A 20,403-nucleotide genomic window follows, 5' to 3' on the forward strand; every position below is an offset into this window, starting at 1 on the left:
TCCGGCCCCTGCCGTACGGAGGTAGGAAGTGCATCACGACCCGGCTGAGCTGATCGCCATCGTGGGGATGGCGGGGCGATTCCCCGAGGCTCCCGACACGGACCGGTTCTGGGACCTGCTGATGGACCGCGGCGACGCGATCCGCCCGATCCCGTCGGCCCGGTGGCGGACCGACCAGCCCCTGGACCCGGAGAAGGAGATCCAGGGCCACGGCGGCTTCCTCGAAGGCATCGACGAGTTCGACGCCGCCTTCTTCGGGGTCTCGCCGCGCGAGGCGGAGGTCCTCGACCCGCAGCAGCGGCTGATGCTGGAGACCAGCTGGCTGGCGCTGGAGGACGCCGGCATATCCACCGCGAGCCTGAGCGGCACCCGGACCGGCGTCTACTTCGGCGGCCTGTGGCAGGACTACGAACGGCTGCGCGAGGACCGCGGCGCCCGTCCGACCCAGCACTCCATCTCCGGCAACGCGCTCGACATGCTGTCCGCGCGCATCTCCTACTTCCTCGGGCTCACCGGCCCCAGCCTGACCCTGGAGACCGGCTGCTCCTCCTCCCTCGTCGCCCTGCACCTGGCCTGCCAGGCCATCCGGGCGGGCGACGTGGACGGCGCGCTGGTCGGCGCGGCCAACCTGATGCTGACCCCGGACGTGACCATCGGCCTCACCCACTTCGGCGGCCTCTCCCCGAAGGGCCGGTGCAGCGCCTTCGGCGCCGGTGCGGACGGCTTCGTACGCGGCGAGGGGGTGGCGGCCGTCTACCTCAAGACGCTGGAACGGGCCCGCCGGGACGGGGACCGGGTGCACGCCGTGATCGTGCGCACCGCCTCGAACAACGACGGCGGCGGCACCAGCCTCGTGACACCCAGCCCGGCCGGCCAGGAGGACCTGCTGCGCCGCGTCTACGCCGGGTCGGGGATCCCCGTGGACCGGGTCGCGTACGTGGAGGCGCACGGCACCGGCACCCGCGCGGGCGACCCGGTCGAGGCGACCGCCCTCGGCCGGGTGCTGGGACAGGCCCCGGAGCGGGCCGGCCGCCCGCTGGGCATCGGGTCGGTGAAGACCAACATCGGGCACCTGGAACCGGTGGCGGCGCTCGCCGGACTGTTCAAGGTGGTGCTGTCGCTGAAGCACGGCGTCGTGCCGCCCAGCCTGCACTCCGCCGAGCTCAACCCCGACATCCCCTTCGGCGAACTGGGCCTGGAGGTCGTACGGGAGCCGCTGGCACTGCCCACCGACGGCGGGCCGGTCTACCTGGGCGTCAGCTCCTTCGGCTGGGGCGGCACCAACGCCCACGCCGTGATCACCGCCGCCCCGCCGGCCGACGGGCCGGCGGGCGGGGCCGCACCGCGGGACCGCGGCCGGGCGCCCTTCGTCCTGCCACTGAGCGCCCACAGCCAGGCGGCGCTCGTCCAGCGCGCCCGCGACGTGCGCGGGGCCCTCGACGCACCGGGCGCCGATCCGCGCGAGATCGCCGCCACCCTCGGCTGGCAGCGCGACCAGTTCCCCTTCCGGGCGGGTCTCGTCGCCACGGACGGCGACGGACTGCGCGCGGCGCTCGACGCCTACACCGCCGACCCGGAGGTCACCTCGTCGGGCACCGCCGCCGGCCGGGCCCGGGACCGCGGCCGTACCGCCTTCGTCTTCCCCGGCCAGGGCTCCCAGTGGGCCGCCATGGGCGCCCGGCTGTACGCCGAGGACCCCGCCTTCGCCGCCGTCGTCGACCGGTGCGCCGAGGCGCTCGCCCCGCACACGCAGTGGTCGTTGACCGAGGTGCTCACCGGCGCCGCGGGCGACGCCTGGATGGGTCGCGTCGACATCGTCCAGCCGGTGCTGTGGGCGGTCTCCGTCGCCCTGGCCGCCGCCTGGCGGGCGGCCGGTGTCGAGCCGGACGTCGTCGTCGGCCACAGCCAGGGCGAGATCGCCGCCGCCACCGTGGCGGGGATCCTCTCCCTGGAGGACGCCGCCCTCGTCGTCGCCCGGCGCAGCGCCGTCCTGCTGCGCACCGCCGCCGGAACGGGCCGCATGCTCGCCGTCGACCTCGACGCGGACGCGGCCGCCGCCGCCCTGGAGGGCTTCGAGGACTGCGTGGCGCTGGCCGTGCACAACGGGCCCAGCTCCTGCGTGCTCTCCGGCGACGGCGACTCCGTGCTGCTGCTGAAGGAGCTCCTGGAGGCGGACGGGACGTACTGCCGCCTGATCAACGTCGACTACGCCTCCCACAGCCCGCTCATGCTCGACCTCGCCGAGGAACTGCACGAGGTCCTCGCCCCGGTCCGGCCGGGCCCCGGATCGGTCCCCCTCATGTCGACGGTGCGCGCCGAGGAGCTGGCGGGCCCGGAGATGGACGGCGCGTACTGGGTGGAGAACCTCTGCCGCCCGGTGCGCTTCGCACAGGCCCTCGACACCCTCCTCGACGAGGGCGTCACCCACGTCGTGGAGGTCAGCGCGCACCCCGTCCTGGTGCCGGCGCTGGAGCAGATCGGCGCGCTGCGCAAGGAGCCGCCGGCCGTGCTGGGCACCCTGCACCGCGACCGCGGCGCCCCCGAGGACCTCGCCGAGAGCTTCGCGCAGGCCCACGTCGCCGGCCTGACGGCGTACGGGCCGCGCCCGGCGTCGCGGGACGCGGGCGTGCCCGCCTACCCCTGGCAGCGCGAGAGCTACTGGGTCGGGGCGCAGCAGCGCGGGACGGGCCGTTCCGCGGCGTTCGCCTTCCCCCTCGCCCCGCTGCCGACCGAGGCCGGCACCTGGCACGGCACCACCGAGATCGGCACCGGCTCCCACCCGTGGCTCGCCGACCACCAGGTGCACGACGCCGTCGTCGTACCGGCCGCGGCCTCCATCGAGCTGTGCCTGGGCACGGCGGCCGCCCGTACCGGCGGGGTCCCGCAGTCGCTGCGCGGCCTGTCCTTCCTCAGCGACATGACGCTTCCCGACGGCGGGCTGCACCTGGGCGGGGTGTGGCGGGAGGACTCCGGCGAGGGCGCGGCCCTGGAGGTGCTGTCGCTGCCCGACGGCGCCGACGGCTGGACCCGTCACGTGACGGCGCACGCCTCCTACCGGGCCGAGCAGGCCGAACCGCCGGTCTTCCCCACCGACCTGCTGCGGGAGTCGGCCGTCGACGGCGCCGCCTTCTACCGGTCCTGCACCGCCCGCGGCCTGCGGTACGGCCCGGCGTTCCAGGGCGTACGCGAACTGCGCGTGCACGGCGGGGAGGCCCTCGGCCGGGTCACCCTGGCCGAGCAGTGCCGGCCCGGCGCCCGCCGGTTCGTCCTGCATCCCGCGCTGTGGGACGGGGCCTTCCAGGTCTCCCTCGCGCTGTGCGGGCACGAGGACACGGTGGTGCCCGTCGCGATCGAGCGGCTCGCGCTGCTGCCGGGGCGGCCCTCGGAGCTGACGGAGTTGTGGGTGCACGCGGTGCGCCGGCCCGGTGGCCCGGTCGACCTGGCCCTCTTCGGGCCGGACCGGCAGCCGGTGGCCCGAGTGAGCGGGCTCGAACTGCGCCGCCTGGCCTCGGGCGGGGACCGCGGGCCGGCCCCCGAGCGGGTGCACCGGTTCGGCTTCCGCGAACGCCCGTACGCCGGACCGGGCGGTGAGCGGGGGCCGTGGCTGGTGTGCGGCCCGGACTCGGCGCGCGCCGCCGCCGCCGAACTGGCCGGCGCGCTCGACGCGACCGCCGTGACGCTGCCGCCGGCCCGGGCCGGGCAGACCGGGTCCTGGGCCGAGGCGCTGCGCGCCGCCGACGGTGGGGAGGTCGTCTTCGTCGCCCCGGACCGGTCGGCGGGCGGGGAGGAGCAGCGGGCGGGCCTGCTGGCCCTCGGGGCGCTCGCCGCCGCCTGCGCGGACCGGCCGGTGGCGCCCCGCCTGACGGTGCTGACCACGCGGGCCCAGGCCGCCTCGGCCACCGAGGTGCCCGATCCCGCAGCGGCCCTGTACTGGGGATTCGTACGGGTGGTGCAGGGCGAGCACCCGGGGCTGGCGGCCCGGTTGGTGGACACCGCGGGGGACGGCGGGTGGGCGGCCGCCGTGGTGCGGGAGCTGCTGGACGCCGAGCGCGAGGACCAGGTCCTCGTCCGCGGGGAGCGGCGCCTGGCCGGTCGGCTGGAGCGCGGCGGGCACCGCCCGGACGACTCCGCGGCGCCGCTGCCCTGCACGGGCCGGCAGCCGTTCCGGCTGCACCCGGGTCCGCGGCCCGGACTGTGGGAGTCCCTGCGCTACCTGCCGCTGGTGCGCCGCCGGCCGGGGCCGGGAGAGGTGGAGATCGAGGTGGACGCGGCCTCCCTCAACTTCATCGACGTGATGAAGGCCGTGGGCACCTACCCCGACGAGGGCGGCGGCAAGGAGCTGCTCGGCGGCGACTGCTCCGGCCGGGTCGTCTCGGTGGGCCCGGGCACGAGCGGGTTCCGTGTCGGCGACCGGGTGGTGGCGTGCGTCTTCGGCGCGATCGTCTCCCACGTCACCGTCCGCGCCGACCATGCCCGGCCGGTGCCCGAGGAGATGACGCAGGAGGACGCCGCCGCGCTGCCGCTGGTCCTGGCGACCGCCTGGTACGCGCTGCACGACCTGGCCCGCACCGAGCCGGGCGAGACCGTCCTGGTCCACTCGGCAGCGGGCGGCCTGGGCCTCGCGGCCGTGCAGGTGGCCCGGCTGCTGGGCGCCGAGGTCATCGCGACGGCGGGCAGCGCGGCCAAGCGCGCCTACCTGCGGGAACTGGGCGTCGAACACGTCTACGACTCCCGCGACCTGTCCTGGGCGGACGCCGTGATGGAACGCACCGGCGGCCGCGGCGTCGACGTCGTCCTCAACTCGCTGACCGGCGCCGCCATCCCGCGCGGCCTGGAGGTGCTCGCCGAGGACGGCCGCTTCGTCGAGGTCGGCAAGAAGGACATCCACGGGGAGCGCACGCTGGGACTCGCGCCCTTCCGCAAGGGCGTCAGCTTCGCGGCCGTGGATCTGGAGGGGCTCGTCATGCGCCGGCCCCGGCGGTTCGCCCGCCTCTTCCGCGCGGTCTGGGACGAGGTGGAGGCCGGCCGGCTCACCGCCCTGCCCGTCACCCAGTACACCTTCGACCAGGCGGCAGAGGCGCTGCGCGCCATGTCGCACGGCGACCACATCGGCAAGTTCGTGCTGTACGGCCCGCAGACCGTCGACCGGGTGGTGGCGGACCCGCTGCCGTACGGTCGGTTCCGCTCCGACGGCACCTACCTGATCACCGGTGGGCTGGGCGACCTCGGACTCTCCCTGGCCGAGCACCTGGTGGAACGCGGCGCCACCGCCCTGGCCCTGCTGGGCCGTTCGGAGCCCGGCCCGCACGCGGCGGACCGGATCGCGGCGCTGCGCGCGGCCGGCGCCGAGGTCACGGTGGTGCACGCGGACGTCGCCGACGCCACCTCCCTGGACCTGGCGCTCGCCCGGATACGCGCCGAACTGCCGGTGCTGCGCGGCGTGTTCCATGCGGCGGGCGTCCTGTCGGACGCCGTCGTGCGCCACCTCGACGCGGCGGGTGCGGCCCGGGTGCTGGCACCGAAGGTCGACGGCGCGGCCGCACTGGACCGGCTGACGGCGAACGACCCGCTGGACCTGTTCGTGCTGTTCTCCTCCGCCGCCGGGCTCGTCGGCAACGTCGGCCAGTCCGTCTACGCGGCGGCCAACACCTTCATGGACGCGCTGGCCGTGGGGCGGCGGGCCGCCGGCCGGCCCGCGCTCAGCGTCCAGTGGGGCACGTTCGAGGGGATCGGCCTGGCGGCCCGGTCCGCAGAGCGCGGCGAGCGCCTCGCGGACCGCGGCATGGACGGCTTCGAGGCGGCGGAGGCCTGGCGGGCGCTGGAGTCCTTCCTCGCCGACGGCGAGAGCGTCGTCGGCTATGTCGCCCTGGATACCCGCCGCTGGTTCGAGACGTACCCGGCGGCGGCGGGGCGGCCCAGCTGGAGCCTGCTGCGCACCGCGGGGCAACCGGGTTCCGGTACGACCGGGGACTTCCGGCAGCTGCTGGACGCCTGCCCCGAGGAGGAGCGGCACGCGGTGGTCGAGGAGCGCGTACGGCAGCTCGCCGGCCGGGTGCTGCGGCTGTCGGCGGACACCATCGACCGCGAGACGCCGCTGAAGTCCCTCGGCCTGGACTCGCTGATGAGCCTGGAGCTGCGCAACCGGCTGGAGGCCGATCTGGGGCTGCGGCTGTCGCCGACGCTCCTGTGGACGTACGGGGCGCTGCGGCCGCTGGCCGGCGCGCTGGTGGAGCGACTCGCGGAGCAGGAGGCGTGACGGTGGAGCACGAGCGGACGAGCACGCAGGGGCACACGCGCGGGCCGGCGCAGGGGCAGGACGGCGGCGGGGCGGCGGCGCCCCGCGCCACGCCGGTCGGCCGGGCCATGGAGACCATCCGCGCCCTGCGCGAGGAGCTGGCGGCGCTGCGGGGCTCCCAGCCGGTCGCGGTCGTCGGCATCGGCCTGCGCGCCCCCGGCGGCATCGAGGACCTCGACGGCTACTGGCAGGTGCTGGCGTCGGGAACGGACGCGGTGCGCCCGATCCCCGAGTCCCGGCGGGCCCCCTTCGGGGACGCCTGGGACGAGGTGCCGCACCGGGGCGGGTTCCTCGACGACGTGCTGGACTTCGACGGGCCCTTCTTCGGTGTCGCGCCCCGCGAGGGTCGCTCGCTGGACCCGCAGCACCGGATGCTGCTCGAAGTGGTGTGGGAGGCCCTGGACGACGCCGGCATCCCCGCCGGCCGGGCGGCGGCCGCCGCCACCGGCCTGTACGTGGGCATCACCGGCCAGGACTACCGCGAGTGGATGCGCGAGGGCCCCGACTCGTACTGGGCGACCGGCAACGGGCACTGCTTCTCCGCCGGGCGGCTCGCGCACACGCTGGGCCTGACCGGCCCGGCCATGGCCGTGGACACCGCCTGCTCGTCCTCGCTGGTGACGGTCCATCTGGCCCGGCAGGCACTGCGCAGCGGCGAGTGCGACATCGCGGTGGCCGGCGGGGTGAACCTGGTGCTGTCCCCCCACGGGACCGCGCTCGCGGCGCGTACGGGTGCCCTGTCCCCGGACGGGGTGTGCCGTCCCTTCGACGCGCGCGCCAACGGCTTCACCCGTTCCGAGGGCTGCGGGATCGTGGTCCTCAAGCGGCTGGCGGACGCCGTGCGCGACGGGGACCGGGTGCACGCGGTGATCCACGGCTCGGCCGTCAACCACGACGGGCGGGCCTCGGGCTTCACCGCGCCCAACGTGCTGGCGCAGACCCGGCTGGTGGAGCGGGCGCTGGCGGAGGCGGGCCTCGGTCCGGCCGACATCGGCCACGTGGAGGCCCACGGCACCGGCACGTCGTTGGGCGATCCCATCGAGGTGGAGGCGCTGGCCGCGGCCGTGGGCCGGCCCGGCGGCGGCGCGCCGGTGCTGCTCGGCTCGGCCAAGGCGAACCTGGGCCACACCGAGTCGGCGGCGGGCGTGCTGGGCCTGATCAAGGCCGTGCTCAGCCTGCGGCACCGGGCGGTGCCGCCCGTACCGCACTTCACCACCCTGAACCCGCGCATCGACCTGTCGGGGACGGGCCTGCGGATCCCGACCGCCCTGGAGCCGTGGCCGGCCGGCGCGGGCACGTACGCGGGTGTCAGCTCCTTCGGCATGAGCGGTACCAACGCGCACGTCGTGCTGGGCGCGCCGGACCCGGTGGCCGGCGCCCCGGCCGTCGACGTGCGGGGCTTCGAGGTGTCGGCCCGGACCCCGGCGGCGTTGCGGGCGTACGCGGCGCGGCTGGCCGCCCGGCTGGCCGGCGTCAAGGACGAGGAGTACGCCGCCTTCGCGTACACGCTCACGCACGGCCGTACGGCGCTGGCCACGCGGATCCGGGTCGAGGCGCCCGACCGGCACCGGGCGGCGGCCGCCCTGACCGCCGTCGCGGAGGGCGCGGCGGCGCCGGAGGTGAGGGAGGTCGCGGCGCAGGAGGCCCCCGGCTTCGCGGACCTGCCGCGCCGGGTCGCCGACCTGCCGGCGTACCCGTGGGAACGGCGGCGCTACGCGCCGTTCGACGCGGAGCGCCCGGCTGCGGGCTGACCGCTCCCGTCCGCGGGTACGCGGGAAGGGCCGGCCCCGGATGCCGATCCGGGGCCGGCCCTGCCTGCGCGGTGCCGGCGTGTCAGGCGGCCGGTCAGGCGGCCGCGGCCTGCCGGATCAGGGCGACGACCGCGGTGACCGTGAGGTCCTTGGTGAGCGCCTCCAGGGGTACGTCGACGCCGAACTCGCGCTTGAGGGAGGCGGTGAGCTCGACGACTCCGAGCGAGTCGATCTCCAGCTCCTCCAGCCTGGCCTCGTCCGTGATCGCGTCGGGCTCCGCCCCGAAGTCGACGAGCTCGCGCTCGACGAAGGCACGGACGGAAGCAAGATCGGCGGGCTGGGGCACGACATCCTCGTCTCTGGTTTCTGAGCAGTGAAACGCGCAGCAGCCTAACAACCGGCGCACTACGCCCCGCTAAAGCGATCCTTTCATCCGGCTGACCGCGGCACTAAACCAGTCTTGCCCGCCCCGTCGACCGCTCCTATATTCCCCGGTGAACGCTCGGCCGAGACGTTCAGAGAGGGAGACCTGCGCATGCTCCGGATGCTGCTGAGGCGGCTTCTCCTCATTCCGCTCAAGCTCGTCCTGCGGCCCCGCGTCAGCGGTGTCGAGAACGTGCCGGATTCCGGACCCTTCATCATCGCCGCGAACCACTTGTCCTTTTTCGACTCGATATTCGTCGCACTGCTCACCCCGCGGCGCCTGTACTTCATCGGCAAGCAGGGGTGGCTGGAGATGCCCGGCCTCAAGGGCCGGCTCCAGGGCCTGTTCTTCCGTGCCGTCGGGATGGTCTCCGTGGACGGCACGAGCGGTTCCGCGACCATGGCGGGCCTGGAGACGTCCCTGCGGATCCTGCGCGAGGGGGACGGGATCGGCGTCCACATCGAGGGCACCCGGTCGCCCGACGGCCGCCTGTACAAGGGGAACACGGGCACGGCGTGGCTCGCGCTGCGCAGCGGGGCGCCGGTGGTGCCGTGCGGGCTGACCGGGACGGAGCGGGTGCACCCGGCGGGCGCGAAGCGCCTCCATGTCGCCCGCTTCGACGTCCGCTTCGGCGCCCCCATGACCTTCCCCGAGCACGCCGGGCGCGCGGACGACCGCCGGGTGCGCCGCTCGGTGACGGACCGGATCACGCAGGAGATATCCGCCCTGACCGGCCAGGAATACGTGGACATGTATGCCGCGACCGTCAAGAGCAGGGCTGCGGCAGAATCCCGGGCCGCGGCGGCAAGCCCGGAATAAGAACGGCTTTAGCCGCCGCCGATAGTCTCGGTCCGAGCGCGACTTGACCCCCGAGAGAGGTTCTCGTGAAGATTCTCCGCCAGGAAGACAAGAAGTTCGGCGTCACCGTTGAGGAATTCGATCTCCACACCGCCACGGAAGCGGACTTCGAAGAGATCAAGAACCGCGTCTACAGCGACAAGATCGTCGTGCTGCGCAACCAGCACCTGTCCTCCCCGGAATTCGCCGACCTCGGCCGCCGTCTCGGCACCGTCGAGACGTACTACGAGCCCATGTACCAGCACCCGGAGGTCTCCGAGATCTTCGTGTCCTCCAACGTGGCGAGCGCGGACGGCACCCAGGTCGGCGTCCCGAAGACGGGCAAGTTCTGGCACGCGGACTACCAGTTCATGCCGAACCCCTTCGGACTGACGCTGATCTACCCGCAGGTCGTCCCCAAGAAGAACCGCGGCACCTACTTCATCGACATGGGCCGCGCCTACGAGGGCCTGTCCGACGAGCTGAAGCAGGCCGTCGAGGGCACCCGTGCGGTCCAGAACGTCAGCCGCTACTTCAAGATCCGCCCCGAGGACGTCTACCGCCCCGTCGGCGAACTGGTCGACGAGATCCAGGCCAAGACGCCGCCGTCGCCGCACCCGACCGCCTTCAAGCACCCCGCCACCGGCGAGACCGTCCTCTACATCAGCGAGGGCTTCACCACCGGTCTCATCGACGCGGACGGCGACGCGCTGGACCCGTCCCTGCTGACCGCCCTCCTGGAGGCGAGCGGCCAGCTCGACGACACCTTCCGGCACGAGAACATCCACCTGCAGACCTTCGAGCAGGGCGACCTCCTCGTCTGGGACAACCGCAGCCTCGTCCACCGCGCCCTGCACACCACCACCCCGGAGCCGGCCGTCTCGCACCGCGTGACCGTGTACGACCAGTACCCCTTCTACGAGGGCATCGGCGCCTGACGCCGCGCGCGTCCCCGCAGGCCCCCACGAGTCCCGCCCAACAGAGGTGAAGAATGACCGCTCCCCAGTGCCCGGTCGCCCACGAGGTGTTCGACCAGCAGTACATGCGCGACCCCTACGGGACCTACGCCGCGCTGCACAAGGAAGGGCCCGTCCACCGCATCATGACCCCGGAGGGCTTCCCGGCATGGCTGGTCACGGGCTTCGAGGAGACCCGGGACGCACTCGCCGACCGGCGTCTGGCCCGGAACATAGAGCACGCCGGTGAGGACTACCGCAACCTCCCGCTGCCCGCGGAGTTCCGCACGAAGACCGTCGCCACCACGGACGGCGACGAGCACATGCGGCTGCGCAAGTTCATGAACAAGTCCTTCGCGATCAAGCGGGTGCGGGCCCTGCGCCAGCGCGTGGTCGAGCTGACCGAGGGCTACATCGACGCGATGGGCGAGCACGGCGAGGCCGACCTCATGACGGCGATCGCCCTGCCCCTGCCGATCACCATCACCGGCGACATCATGGGCGTGCCGGACGCCGACCGCGAGAACTTCCAGTACTGGACCGACTCCATGCTGGGCATCAACACCGAGATCGTGCGCGAGGCCGGCGCCACGATGCTGGGCTTCCTCAAGCGCCTCATCGACGACAAGCGCGCCCGTCCCGGCGAGGACGTCTTCTCCGACTGGATCGCCTGGACGGACGACGAGGGCAAGCACCTCGACGACCACGAGCTGATCGGCCTGGGCTTCATGGTCCTGCTCGGCGGCTACGACACCACCGTGGGCATGATCGGCGGCGGCATGCTCGCCCTGCTGAACGACCGGCCCAAACTGGAACGGCTGCGCGCGAACCCCGAGGAGATCCCGGCGGCGGTCGAGGAACTGCTGCGCCTCTACGGCACCGCGCACACCGGCGTGCGCCGCTTCGCCGTCGAGGACATGACCCTCGGCGGAGTGCAGATCAAGAAGGGCGACGTCGTCCTGTGCTCCATGGCGGCCGCCGACCGCGACCCGGCACGCTTCGAGAACCCGGCCGAGGTCGACTTCGACCGGCCCAACCTCACGCACATCGCCTTCGGCCAGGGCCCGCACTACTGCCCCGGTTCGGAGCTGGGCCGCATGGAGATCGCCATCGCCATCGAGACCCTGCTGCGGCGCCTGCCCGACCTGGAGCTGGCCGCGCCGGCCGACTCGGTCCAGTGGCGCGAGGCGTACCTCATCCGCGCCCCCAAGGCCATCCCGATCCGCTACTGACCATGACCGACACCGACCTGCTGGCGCAGGTGCTGAGGCCCTACCGGGAGCACTGCCGGTACCTGAAGTCGTGCGAGGTGACGGCCGGGGGCGACGGGCCGGCCGGACCGGTCTTGGCCCGGTGCGAGTTCGAGATCCCGCAGTCGTGCTACATCGACGACACCGGGCACTTCAACTCGGTCGAGTTCAACATCTGTTACAACCAGATGCTGTACTACGTCATCGCGAAGTCGGTGCAGGACGGGCTCCTGGAGTCCTTCGCGCACTGGTCCATGGAGGACTACTGGCAGCGCCAGCTGGCCGACTTCCTCATCACCGACTTCCGCAGCACCTTCAAACGGGCCATGCGCGGCCGCCACTTCTCGGGCGAGATCCGGATCCTGGACGTCGTGGAGTGGGAGGGCAGCGACCTGCGCGAGCCGCTGCTCGTCGTCCACACCGCCTGCCGGTACTGGGACGCGAGCGGCGGCAACTGCCACGGCGAAGTGAAGATCGCCATCACCCATCCGACGACTGCGACGACTGCGGTGCGACCATGACCCTCGACCCCCGTGCGGCCGACCGCTTCCGGCGGCTCCCCCGGTCGGAGTGGCGGACGGAGCTGGAGGCCCTCGTGGTCCAGGAGTTCCGCACGGCCCTGCTGATGACCGGGGACGAAACCGTTCCGCTCGACGAGAACTACTTCGACCTGGGCCTGACCTCGCTGCGCGCCACCGAGATCAAGCAGCGGCTGGAGGCCGGACTCGGCGTCTCGATCGACACGTCCGTGCTCTTCGGCAGCCCGACGGTCGACCGGCTCCTGGACCACCTGCTCACACAGCCCCTCGACGGGGCGCGGGCGCCCGGGCCGGGCCCCGGCCCGGCGGTGGAACCTCCCGCGGCCGACCTGCGCAAGTCCCTGGTCGACGACCTGCTGAGCGACCTCTACCAGGCCTGACCACGTCTCTCCGGCAGGGCCCCCGCGGCTCTGCCGGATCTGGAGGAAAGACCGTGCCCAACACGCAGGATGAGCTGGAGGCGTCCCGTGAGGCTCTCCAGCAGCACAAACAGCTCCTGAAGGAGCTGATGCTGGAGAAGTACGAGCCCATTGCCATCGTCGGGGCCGGCATCCGGTTCCCGGGCGGCAACGACACCCCCGAGGGCTTCACCGAGTTCCTGCGCGCCGGCGGCGTCGGGACCGGGCCCATCCCCGAGTCCCGCTGGAACGTGGCCGAGTTCGCCTCCGGCGGCGAGAACGCCAAGGGCAGGATCCTGCCGCACAGCGGCGGCTTCCTCGACGGCATCGACCGGTTCGACCCCCGCTTCTTCAACATCTCCCCCAAGGAGGCCCAGTACATCGACCCGCAGCAGCGGCTCGTACTGGAGACCGCCTGGGAGGCGCTGGAGCACGCCAACATCGACCCGACCGGCCTGCGCGGCGGCAACGGCGGCGTGTACGTCGGCATCAGTTGCGTCGACTACACCATCGAGATCGACGACCTGGCCTACGACGAGTTGGACGCCAACGTCGGCACCGGCACGGCCCACAGCGTCGCGGCCGGCCGCATCTCCTACTTCCTCGGCATGCGCGGCCCGAGCATGGCGATCGACACCGCCTGCTCCTCCTCACTGGTCGCCCTGCACCTCGCCGTCGAGGGGCTGCGGCGCGGCGAGTGCGAGATCGCCCTGTGCGGCGGCGTCAACGCCATCCACCACCCGCGCAACCACATCGTCTTCTCCCAGGCGGGCATGCTCTCGCCCGACGGGATGTGCAAGACCTTCGACGACTCGGCCGACGGATACAGCCGCGCCGAGGGCTGCGGCATGGTCGTCCTCAAGCGGCTGTCGGACGCCCTGCGCGACGGCGACCGCGTGATCGCCCTGGTCCGCGGCACGGCGGTTCGCCAGGACGGCGAGAGCGGCGGCCTGACCGTCCCCAACGGCTCCGCGCAGGAGCAGGTGATGCGCGCCGCGCTGGCCGCGGCGATGCTGGAGCCCGCCGACGTCTCCTACGTCGAGGCGCACGGCACCGGCACCTCGCTCGGCGACCCCATCGAAATGGGCGCCATCAACGGGGTGTTCTCCCGCTCCCACACCGCGGACGCGCCCCTGGTCGTCGGCTCGCTCAAGAGCAACGTCGGCCACATGGAGGCCGCCGCCGGCATCGGCGGCGTCGTCAAGGCCGCGCTCCAGCTGCAGAACGGCGAGATCTACCCGCACCTGCACGTGGAGCAGCCCTCCTCGCACATCCCGTGGGCGACCATGCCCGTCGAGGTGCCCGCCGAGGGCCGCGCATGGAAGGCGCCCGTCCGCCGCGCCCTGATCAACTCCTTCGGCTTCCAGGGCACCATCGCCTCCGCCGTGCTGGAACAGCCGCCCGCCCCCGCCGGGCAGCCCGCCCGGCAGGACCGGGACCGGCCCGCGCAGGCCGACCCGGGGCACGTCTTCACCCTCTCGGCCAAGGGCGAGAAGGCCCTCGCGCTCCAGACGCAGAACTACCGCGCCTTCCTGGCCGACCACCCGGACGCCGACCTCGCCGACCTCTGCTACACGGGCAACATCGGCCGCGCCCACTTCGGCACCCGCCTCGCCGGCGTCGTCCGCGACCGCGCCGAGCTGGAGGCGCTCCTGGACAAGCCCCCGGCGGCCGCCTCCGACCTGCGCAAGGTCGCCCTGCTCTTCACCGGTCAGGGCGCGCAGTACCCGGGGATGGGCCGCTCCCTGTACGACGCGTACCCGGTCTTCCGGGAGCACCTGGACACCTGCGACCGCCTGTTCGCACAGGCCCTCGGCCGGTCGGTGAAGGACCTCGTCCTGGGCACCGCCGAGGACGCCGCGGTGATCCACGAGACCCGCTGGACGCAGCCCGCGCTGTTCGCCCTGGAGTACGCCACCGCGAAGCTCTGGCTGAGCTGGGGCATCGAGCCGAGCGTCCTGATCGGCCACAGCATCGGCGAGGTCGTCGCCGCCGCGATCGCCGGGCTGTTCTCGCTGGAGGACGCCGTACGGCTGGTCGCCGCCCGCGCCCGGCTGATGCAGTCCGTGACCGCCCCCGGCGGCATGGTCGCCGTGACCGCGCCCGCGGAGGAGGTGGCGCCGCTGCTGGAGTTCCGTACCGACGTCTCCTTCGCCGCGTTCAACGCCCCCGGCCACTGCGTGGTCTCGGGCGGCACCGCCTCCCTCGCCGAGATCACCGCGGCGCTCACCGCCCGCGGGGTGAGGACGAAGGCGCTGCCGGTGTCGCACGCCTTCCACTCGCCCCTCATGCACGAGGTGTTCGACGCGTTCCGCGAGGTCGTCTCCACGATCGACTTCCGGGTGCCCGAGCTGACCCTGGTCTCGAACCTGACCGGTGGCATCGCCGATCCGGCGGAACTGGCCGACCCCGAGTACTGGGTGCGCCACATCGGCGAGCCCGTCGACTTCAGCGCCGGCATGGCGACCATCGGCGCCCGCGGCCGCCACGCCTTCATCGAGGTCGGCCCGGCCGCGACGCTGCTGGGCCTGGGGCGGCGCATCCTCGACGCCCGCGACCACGTGTGGGTGGCCAGCACGGGCGCCGAGGACACCGGCGGCGCCACGGCCCGCAAGGCGCTCGCCGACGTCTACGCCGCGGGCCTGCGCATCGACTGGGCCGGCTACCACACGGGCCGCCCGCACCGCCGGGTCCCGCTGCCGCGCACGGTCTTCGACCGCAAGCGCTACTGGCTCCCGATCAACGGCGTCCGGCACTCCAAGGAGCTGGTGGCCGACGCCTCGCGCGTCCACCACCCGCTGCTCGGCGAGGAGGTCACCGACGCCGCGGGCCGTGAGCGGGGCGTGCGCGAGTTCGCGGCGACGATCGCCCCCGACCGCCCGGCCCAGCTCGCCGACCACGTGGTCATGGGCCAGGTGGTGTTCCCCGGAGCGGGCTACGTCGAGATCCTGCTGGCTTTGCAGGACGCCGTGTACGGCGAGACGGGCCGGCCGCTGGAGGGCGTGGAGATCCTCGAACCGCTGATCCTCACCGAGGAGCGGCCGACCGAGGTCCGCACGCGCCTGACCCTGCGGCCCGACGGCGGTGCCGAGGTGGAGATCGCCAGCCGGGTCGACGGCTCGGGCCGGATCATCGAGCGGCGGCACGCCGTCGCCCGGATCGGCGCCGGCTGGACCCCGCTGCCCGAGCTGGAGCGGGCCGCCGCCGAACTGTCCGCACGGGCAGCCGCCGACCCGGACGGGCCGGTCCCGCCGGCGCGCCGCGCGGACGACCTGTACGCCGACTTCGCCGACCTCGGCCTGGAGTACGGCCCTGAGTTCCGGCGCATCGAGCTGCTGGCCCGCGAGGGCGACGGCGTGGCCGTCGCGCAGCTGCGGGGCCGGCCCGCCGGTGCGGTGGAGCACATGCCGCCGTCCGTCCTGGACAACGTCATCCAGTCGCTGGCGGCCGTCCTGGACGACGGGCACACCTATCTCCCGGTCGCCTTCGGCACCTTCCAACTGCTGAAGAAGCCCAAGGAGGGAGCCCTGCGCAGCCTCGCGCGCATCACGGGTGCGCAGGCCGCGGCCGGAGAGCTGACCGCCGACCTGCTGCTGCTGGAGGGCGACCGGCCGCTCTTCGTCGTACGCGGCCTCGGCTTCAAGCGCGTCGCCCGCACCGCCGACGGCCCCCGCCGCCGCTTCTTCCACACCCCGCGCTGGACCAAGCGCTCCCTGGTGCGCCGCGGTACGGAGGACGCACGCCGGTTCCTGGTGGTCGGCCGCGACGAGGCGGACCTCGCCGGAGCCGTCCCCGAGCTCGCGGCGGCCGACGCCGCCCTGGCCTTCGCCCCCGACGCCGCCTCGGCCGCCGACGCGGCCGCAACCCTGGCGGGCCGGCCCACCGACGTCGCCTGGTTCTGGCGCGCCCGGCCCGGCCCGGTCACCGAGGAGCGGCTGCGCGCCGAGTCCGAGGCCAACTACCGGGACCTGCTGGCCCTGCTGGCCTCGCTGGAGCAGCAGGGCTTCGGCCGCGAGCAGCGGCTGTGGCTGGTCACCGAGGGGGCGCAGCGGCTGCCGGGCGACGTGCCCGAGCCGGGCGCCGGTGCCGTGCCCGCGTCCTCCCTGTGGGGCTTCGGCCTGTCGCTGTGGAGCGAGTACCCGACGTACAAGGTCACCCTGGTCGACCTGCCCGAGGGCGGCGACGCGCAGTCGCTGGCCGAGGAGTGGCTGGCCGCGGAGGCCGAGGAGTTCCAGATCGGCTACCGGGCGGGCAACCGCCACGTCCGCCGGCTGCGCCCGGTGGAGCCGGCCGCCGCCGACGACGCGAACTTCGAGCTCACCGTGACCGAGTACGGCGAATTCGCGAACATCAAGCCGGTGCCGCTGGCCGACGCCGCCCCCCAGGGGGACGAGGTGCAGGTCCAGGTGCACGCCGCCGGCCTCAACTTCAAGGACGTCCTCAACGCGCTCGGCCTGCTCAAGCAGCACGCCGAGGACACCGGAGTGCCCTACCAGCGGCTGCCCCTGGGCTTCGAGGGCGCCGGCACGGTCCTCGCGGCCGGCCCGGACGCCGAGTTCGCCCCGGGCGACGAGGTGGTCCTCAGCCACCTCGGGTGCATGAAGCGCCGGGTGACGGTGCCGTCGGCCATGGCCGTCCGCAAGCCCGCCAACGTCGGTTTCGCCGAGGCGGCCGGCCTGGCCACCGCGTACGTGACCGCGTACTACGCCCTGCACGACCTGGCCGGCATCAAGGCCGGCGACACGGTCCTGGTGCACGCCGCCGCGGGCGGGGTCGGACAGGCCGCGGTGCAGCTGGCGAAGCTCGCCGGCGCCGAGGTCATCGCGACGGCGAGCCCCCGCAAGCAGGCCCTCCTGCGCTCCCAGGGCGTCGAGCACGTCCTGAACTCCCGCTCCCCGCAGTTCGCCGAGCGGGTCCTGGAGATCACCGGTGGGGCGGGCGTCGACATCGTCCTCAACAGCCTGAACAAGGAGTACATCGCCGAGGGCATGCGGGCGCTGGGCCGTGGCGGCCGCTTCGTGGAGCTCGGCAAGATCGGCATCTGGTCGGCGGAGCAGGCGCGCGAGGCGCGGCCGGACGTGGCGTACCACAACTTCGACCTCAGCGAGTTCCCCGAGCACGAGCTGCGCGCGGTGAACAAGCAGATCCTGGAGAGGGTCGCCGGCCTCCTGGAGCGGGAGGAGATCCGGCCGCTCCCGACGACCACGTACACCCTGGAGGAGATCGAGGAGGCCTTCGGCGTCCTCAGCCGGGGCGCGAACATCGGCAAGCTCGTCCTCGACCTCACCGCTCCGGGGGACCGCCCGGCCCGCCCGGTGGAGATCGCCGCCGACCGGACGTACCTGATCACGGGCGGCCTGGGCGCCATCGGGACCGTCACCGCCGAACGCCTGGTCGCCCTGGGCGCCCGGCACATCGGCCTGGTCAGCCGGCGGGCCGTGTCCGCCGAGCGGACGGCGGCCATCGCGGCCGGCCTCGGCGACGGCGTGTCCGTGACCGCCTACCAGGGCGACATCGCACGCACCGAGGACGTACGGCGCATCGCCGAGGACCTCAAGGCGTCCGGCAGGCCGCTGGCGGGCGTCTTCCACGGTGCGGGCGTCCTGGCCGACATGCCGGTCTCGGCGATGGACTGGGAGAGCATCGAGAAGGTCTTCGAGGCGAAGGTGTTCGGCACCTGGCAGCTCGACCGGGTCCTGCGGACCTTCCCCGAGGAGCCGTTCCTCGTGGGCTACTCCTCGGTGGCCTCGGTGCTGGGACCGGTGGCGCAGGGCAACTACGCGGCGGGCAACGCCTTCGTCGACGCCGTCATGCAGTGGCGCTCCGCGGCGGGCCTGCCCGGCCTCAGCATCGGCTGGGGCCCCTGGGCCGAGGTGGGCATGGCCGCGAACCTGGGCGCCGACCTGATCCGCGGCATCGAGGGCCAGGGCATGCGGTTCCTGAAGCCGACGGACGGCGCGCGGTGCCTGTTCAAGGCGCTGGCCGGCAGCGAGTCCCACGTCACCGTCGGCGAGTTCGACTGGGACCGGTACGCGTCGGGGCGGCCCGCGGTGAGCGCGCTCTACCGCGAGGTGGCGCGGGCGTCGGCCGCGGCGGTGCGCACCGTCGACCTGGAGGCGCTGCGGGCCCTGCCCCGCGCCGAGCGCCGGGCCACGGTCAACGAACTGATCCGCGAACGGATCGCCGTGCTCCTGCACTTCGAGGGCGCCGACGACGTCCCGGCGGACGCGAAGTTCACCGAGCTGGGGCTGGACTCCCTGGTGGCGGTCGAGCTGAAGAACGCCCTGGAGGCGGGCTTCCAGGTGCCGCTGCCGACGTCGATCGTCTTCGACCACCCGTCGATCCTGCTGCTGGCCGAGTACCTGGACCAGGAGATCGCGCCGCCGGCCGCGGACGAGGGCGCCGCACGCCGGGACCCGGCGGACGTCAGGGAGCTGTCGGACGCGGACGCCGACGCCGAACTGGCCGAGCTGATGGATCTGTGACGCGGTGAAGGAGTACATCGAGTCCCTGTCGGGGCTCTCCCACAAGCAGCTGGTCCTGATGCTGGCCCGGCAGCGGCTGCGCGAGAGCGAGGGCATCGCCGTCACCGGCCTCGCCTGCCGCCTGCCGGGCGGTCTGGACAGCCCCCGGCAGTACTGGGAGGCGCTGCGGGAGGGCCGCGTGGTGGCCGGCGGCGGCGCGATACCCGTCGACTCCGCCGGCCGCCCCCGGTGGAACGTGGCCGCCCCCGACCTGGCCCCCTTGGCCACGCTGCTCGCACAGGGCTCCTACCTGGCGGACATCGACCTCTTCGACGCCGAGCGCTTCGGCATCGGCGAGGAGGAGGCGGCGTTCATGGACCCGCAGCAGCGGCTGCTGCTGACGGTGGCCGCCGAGGCCCTCGCCGACGCCGGAGCGGAACCCGGCACGGACGCCCGGGTCGGCGTGTTCGCGGGAGTGAGCACCGTCGAGTACAACTACGCCTGCCTGCGCAACGGGGTGGGTCCCGAAGGTCTGTCCCCGTACATGGGCACCGGCGGCGCGCTGAGCGCCACCGCGGCCCGCGTCGCCACCGGGCTGCGCCTGGGCGGGCCGGTGCTCACGGTCGACACCGCCTGCTCCTCCGCGCTGACCGCACTGCACCTGGCCTCGCACGCGCTGCGGGCCCGCGAGTGCGACCTCGCCGTCGTGGGCGCCTGCCACCTGCTCCTCGCGCCGTTCACCGCGGCGGTGTTCGCCCGCGCGGGCATGGTCTCGCCGACGGGCCGCAGCCGGCCCTTCGATGCGGCGGCCGACGGGCACGTCCGCGGCGAGGGCTGCGGGGTGCTGGTGCTCAAGCGTCAGTCCGATGCCAGGGCGGACGGGGACGTCCCGTACGCCCTGGTCCGCGGCAGCGGCATCCACCAGCACGGCGACCGGCCCGCGATGGCCGCCGCGTCGGCGCTGGGCCAGCGGCGGGTCATCGCGGACACGCTGCGCTCCGCGGGCATCGACCCGCACGCCGTCCAGTACGTCGAGGCGCAGGCCAACGGCTCGAAGCTGGGCGGGGTCATCGAGGCGGAGACCCTCGCCGGCGTCTACGGCCGGGACGCGCCGGACGCGCCCGAGCTGCTCGTCGGCTCGGCCAAGGGCACCCTCGGCTACCTGGAGACGGCGTCCGGCGCGGCCGGCCTGATCAAGACCGTGCTGGCGCTGAACCACCGCACGGTTCCCGTGCAGCCCGGCTTCGACGTGCCCGACCCGGCGATCCCGTGGCAGCGCCTGGCGCTGCGGGTGCCGACGGCTTCGACGCCGTGGCCGGACGGGCCGCGGCGGCTGGCCGGGGTCAGCGCGTTCGGCTTCACCGGGACCAACGCGCACGTCCTGATGGAGGGCGTGGAGGGGACCCCGCGGCAGGCGCCGGGGCCCGCTCCCGTACGCGGCCGGCGGTACTGGCCGGAGGGCAACCAGTGGACTTGAGGAGCGAGGAGG

At 73.9% G+C, this 20,403-nt stretch carries 10 protein-coding genes; 9 read left to right on the forward strand and 1 reads right to left on the reverse strand.

Features of this window, described 5'->3' with window-relative positions:
* Window positions 1-28: 28 nt before the first annotated feature.
* Both IF89_RS0115435 and IF89_RS0115440 read left to right on the forward strand, forming a co-directional pair.
* Window positions 29-6,256 (forward strand): type I polyketide synthase, encoded by a 6,228-nt coding sequence (locus IF89_RS0115435; protein ID WP_030767181.1) that lies wholly within the window; start codon window positions 29-31, stop codon window positions 6,254-6,256.
* Entirely contained in the window at window positions 6,253-8,046 is a 1,794-nt protein-coding gene (locus tag IF89_RS0115440) for a polyketide synthase (RefSeq protein ID WP_234327768.1), read from the forward strand. Before IF89_RS0115435 ends, IF89_RS0115440 begins: the two co-directional genes overlap by 4 nt.
* A gap of 94 nt (window positions 8,047-8,140) precedes the next feature.
* Here IF89_RS0115440 and IF89_RS0115445 read toward each other — a convergent pair whose 3' ends face one another.
* A complete protein-coding gene (locus IF89_RS0115445; protein ID WP_030767188.1) occupies window positions 8,141-8,392 on the reverse strand; it encodes an acyl carrier protein in 252 nt (83 codons plus the stop codon).
* Between the two features lie 189 nt (window positions 8,393-8,581).
* Here IF89_RS0115445 and IF89_RS0115450 point away from each other — a divergent pair, with 189 nt between their 5' ends.
* From IF89_RS0115450 to IF89_RS0115480, 7 genes are all read left to right on the forward strand, one after another.
* Window positions 8,582-9,289: a lysophospholipid acyltransferase family protein gene (locus tag IF89_RS0115450; protein WP_030767192.1), complete on the forward strand. Its 708-nt coding sequence runs from the start codon at window positions 8,582-8,584 to the stop codon at window positions 9,287-9,289.
* A gap of 65 nt (window positions 9,290-9,354) precedes the next feature.
* Entirely contained in the window at window positions 9,355-10,245 is an 891-nt protein-coding gene (gene scoE / locus IF89_RS0115455) for a TauD/TfdA dioxygenase family protein (protein WP_030767195.1), read from the forward strand.
* 53 nt (window positions 10,246-10,298) lie between these two features.
* Entirely contained in the window at window positions 10,299-11,495 is a 1,197-nt protein-coding gene (locus IF89_RS0115460; RefSeq protein ID WP_051807091.1) for a cytochrome P450 family protein, read from the forward strand.
* 2 nt (window positions 11,496-11,497) lie between these two features.
* Window positions 11,498-12,034 carry an FcoT family thioesterase gene (locus tag IF89_RS38010; RefSeq protein ID WP_051807092.1) on the forward strand — a complete coding sequence of 179 codons (537 nt, stop codon included), beginning with the start codon at window positions 11,498-11,500 and terminating at the stop codon, window positions 12,032-12,034.
* Window positions 12,031-12,432: an acyl carrier protein gene (locus tag IF89_RS41495; protein WP_030767205.1), complete on the forward strand. Its 402-nt coding sequence runs from the start codon at window positions 12,031-12,033 to the stop codon at window positions 12,430-12,432. Before IF89_RS38010 ends, IF89_RS41495 begins: the two co-directional genes overlap by 4 nt.
* A gap of 53 nt (window positions 12,433-12,485) precedes the next feature.
* Entirely contained in the window at window positions 12,486-18,935 is a 6,450-nt protein-coding gene (locus IF89_RS38015) for a type I polyketide synthase (RefSeq protein WP_199820508.1), read from the forward strand.
* A gap of 4 nt (window positions 18,936-18,939) precedes the next feature.
* The gene (locus tag IF89_RS0115480) at window positions 18,940-20,391 is read left to right on the forward strand and encodes a polyketide synthase (RefSeq protein WP_051807093.1); all 1,452 of its coding nucleotides are present in this window, start codon (window positions 18,940-18,942) and stop codon (window positions 20,389-20,391) included.
* The last annotated feature ends 12 nt before the right edge of the window (window positions 20,392-20,403 follow it).

This window comes from Streptomyces sp. NRRL F-2664, from assembly GCF_000719345.1.
Lineage (GTDB): Bacteria > Actinomycetota > Actinomycetes > Streptomycetales > Streptomycetaceae > Streptomyces.

What these genes read in the sequence shown, in the direction of transcription:
- IF89_RS0115450 (WP_030767192.1), top strand. Translation starts at nt 8,582, where the DNA reads ATGCTCCGGATGCTGCTGAGGCGGCTTCTCCTCATTCCGCTCAAGCTC.
- IF89_RS0115460 (WP_051807091.1), top strand. Translation starts at nt 10,299, where the DNA reads ATGACCGCTCCCCAGTGCCCGGTCGCCCACGAGGTGTTCGACCAGCAG.
- IF89_RS38010 (WP_051807092.1), top strand. Translation starts at nt 11,498, where the DNA reads ATGACCGACACCGACCTGCTGGCGCAGGTGCTGAGGCCCTACCGGGAG.
- IF89_RS41495 (WP_030767205.1), top strand. Translation starts at nt 12,031, where the DNA reads ATGACCCTCGACCCCCGTGCGGCCGACCGCTTCCGGCGGCTCCCCCGG.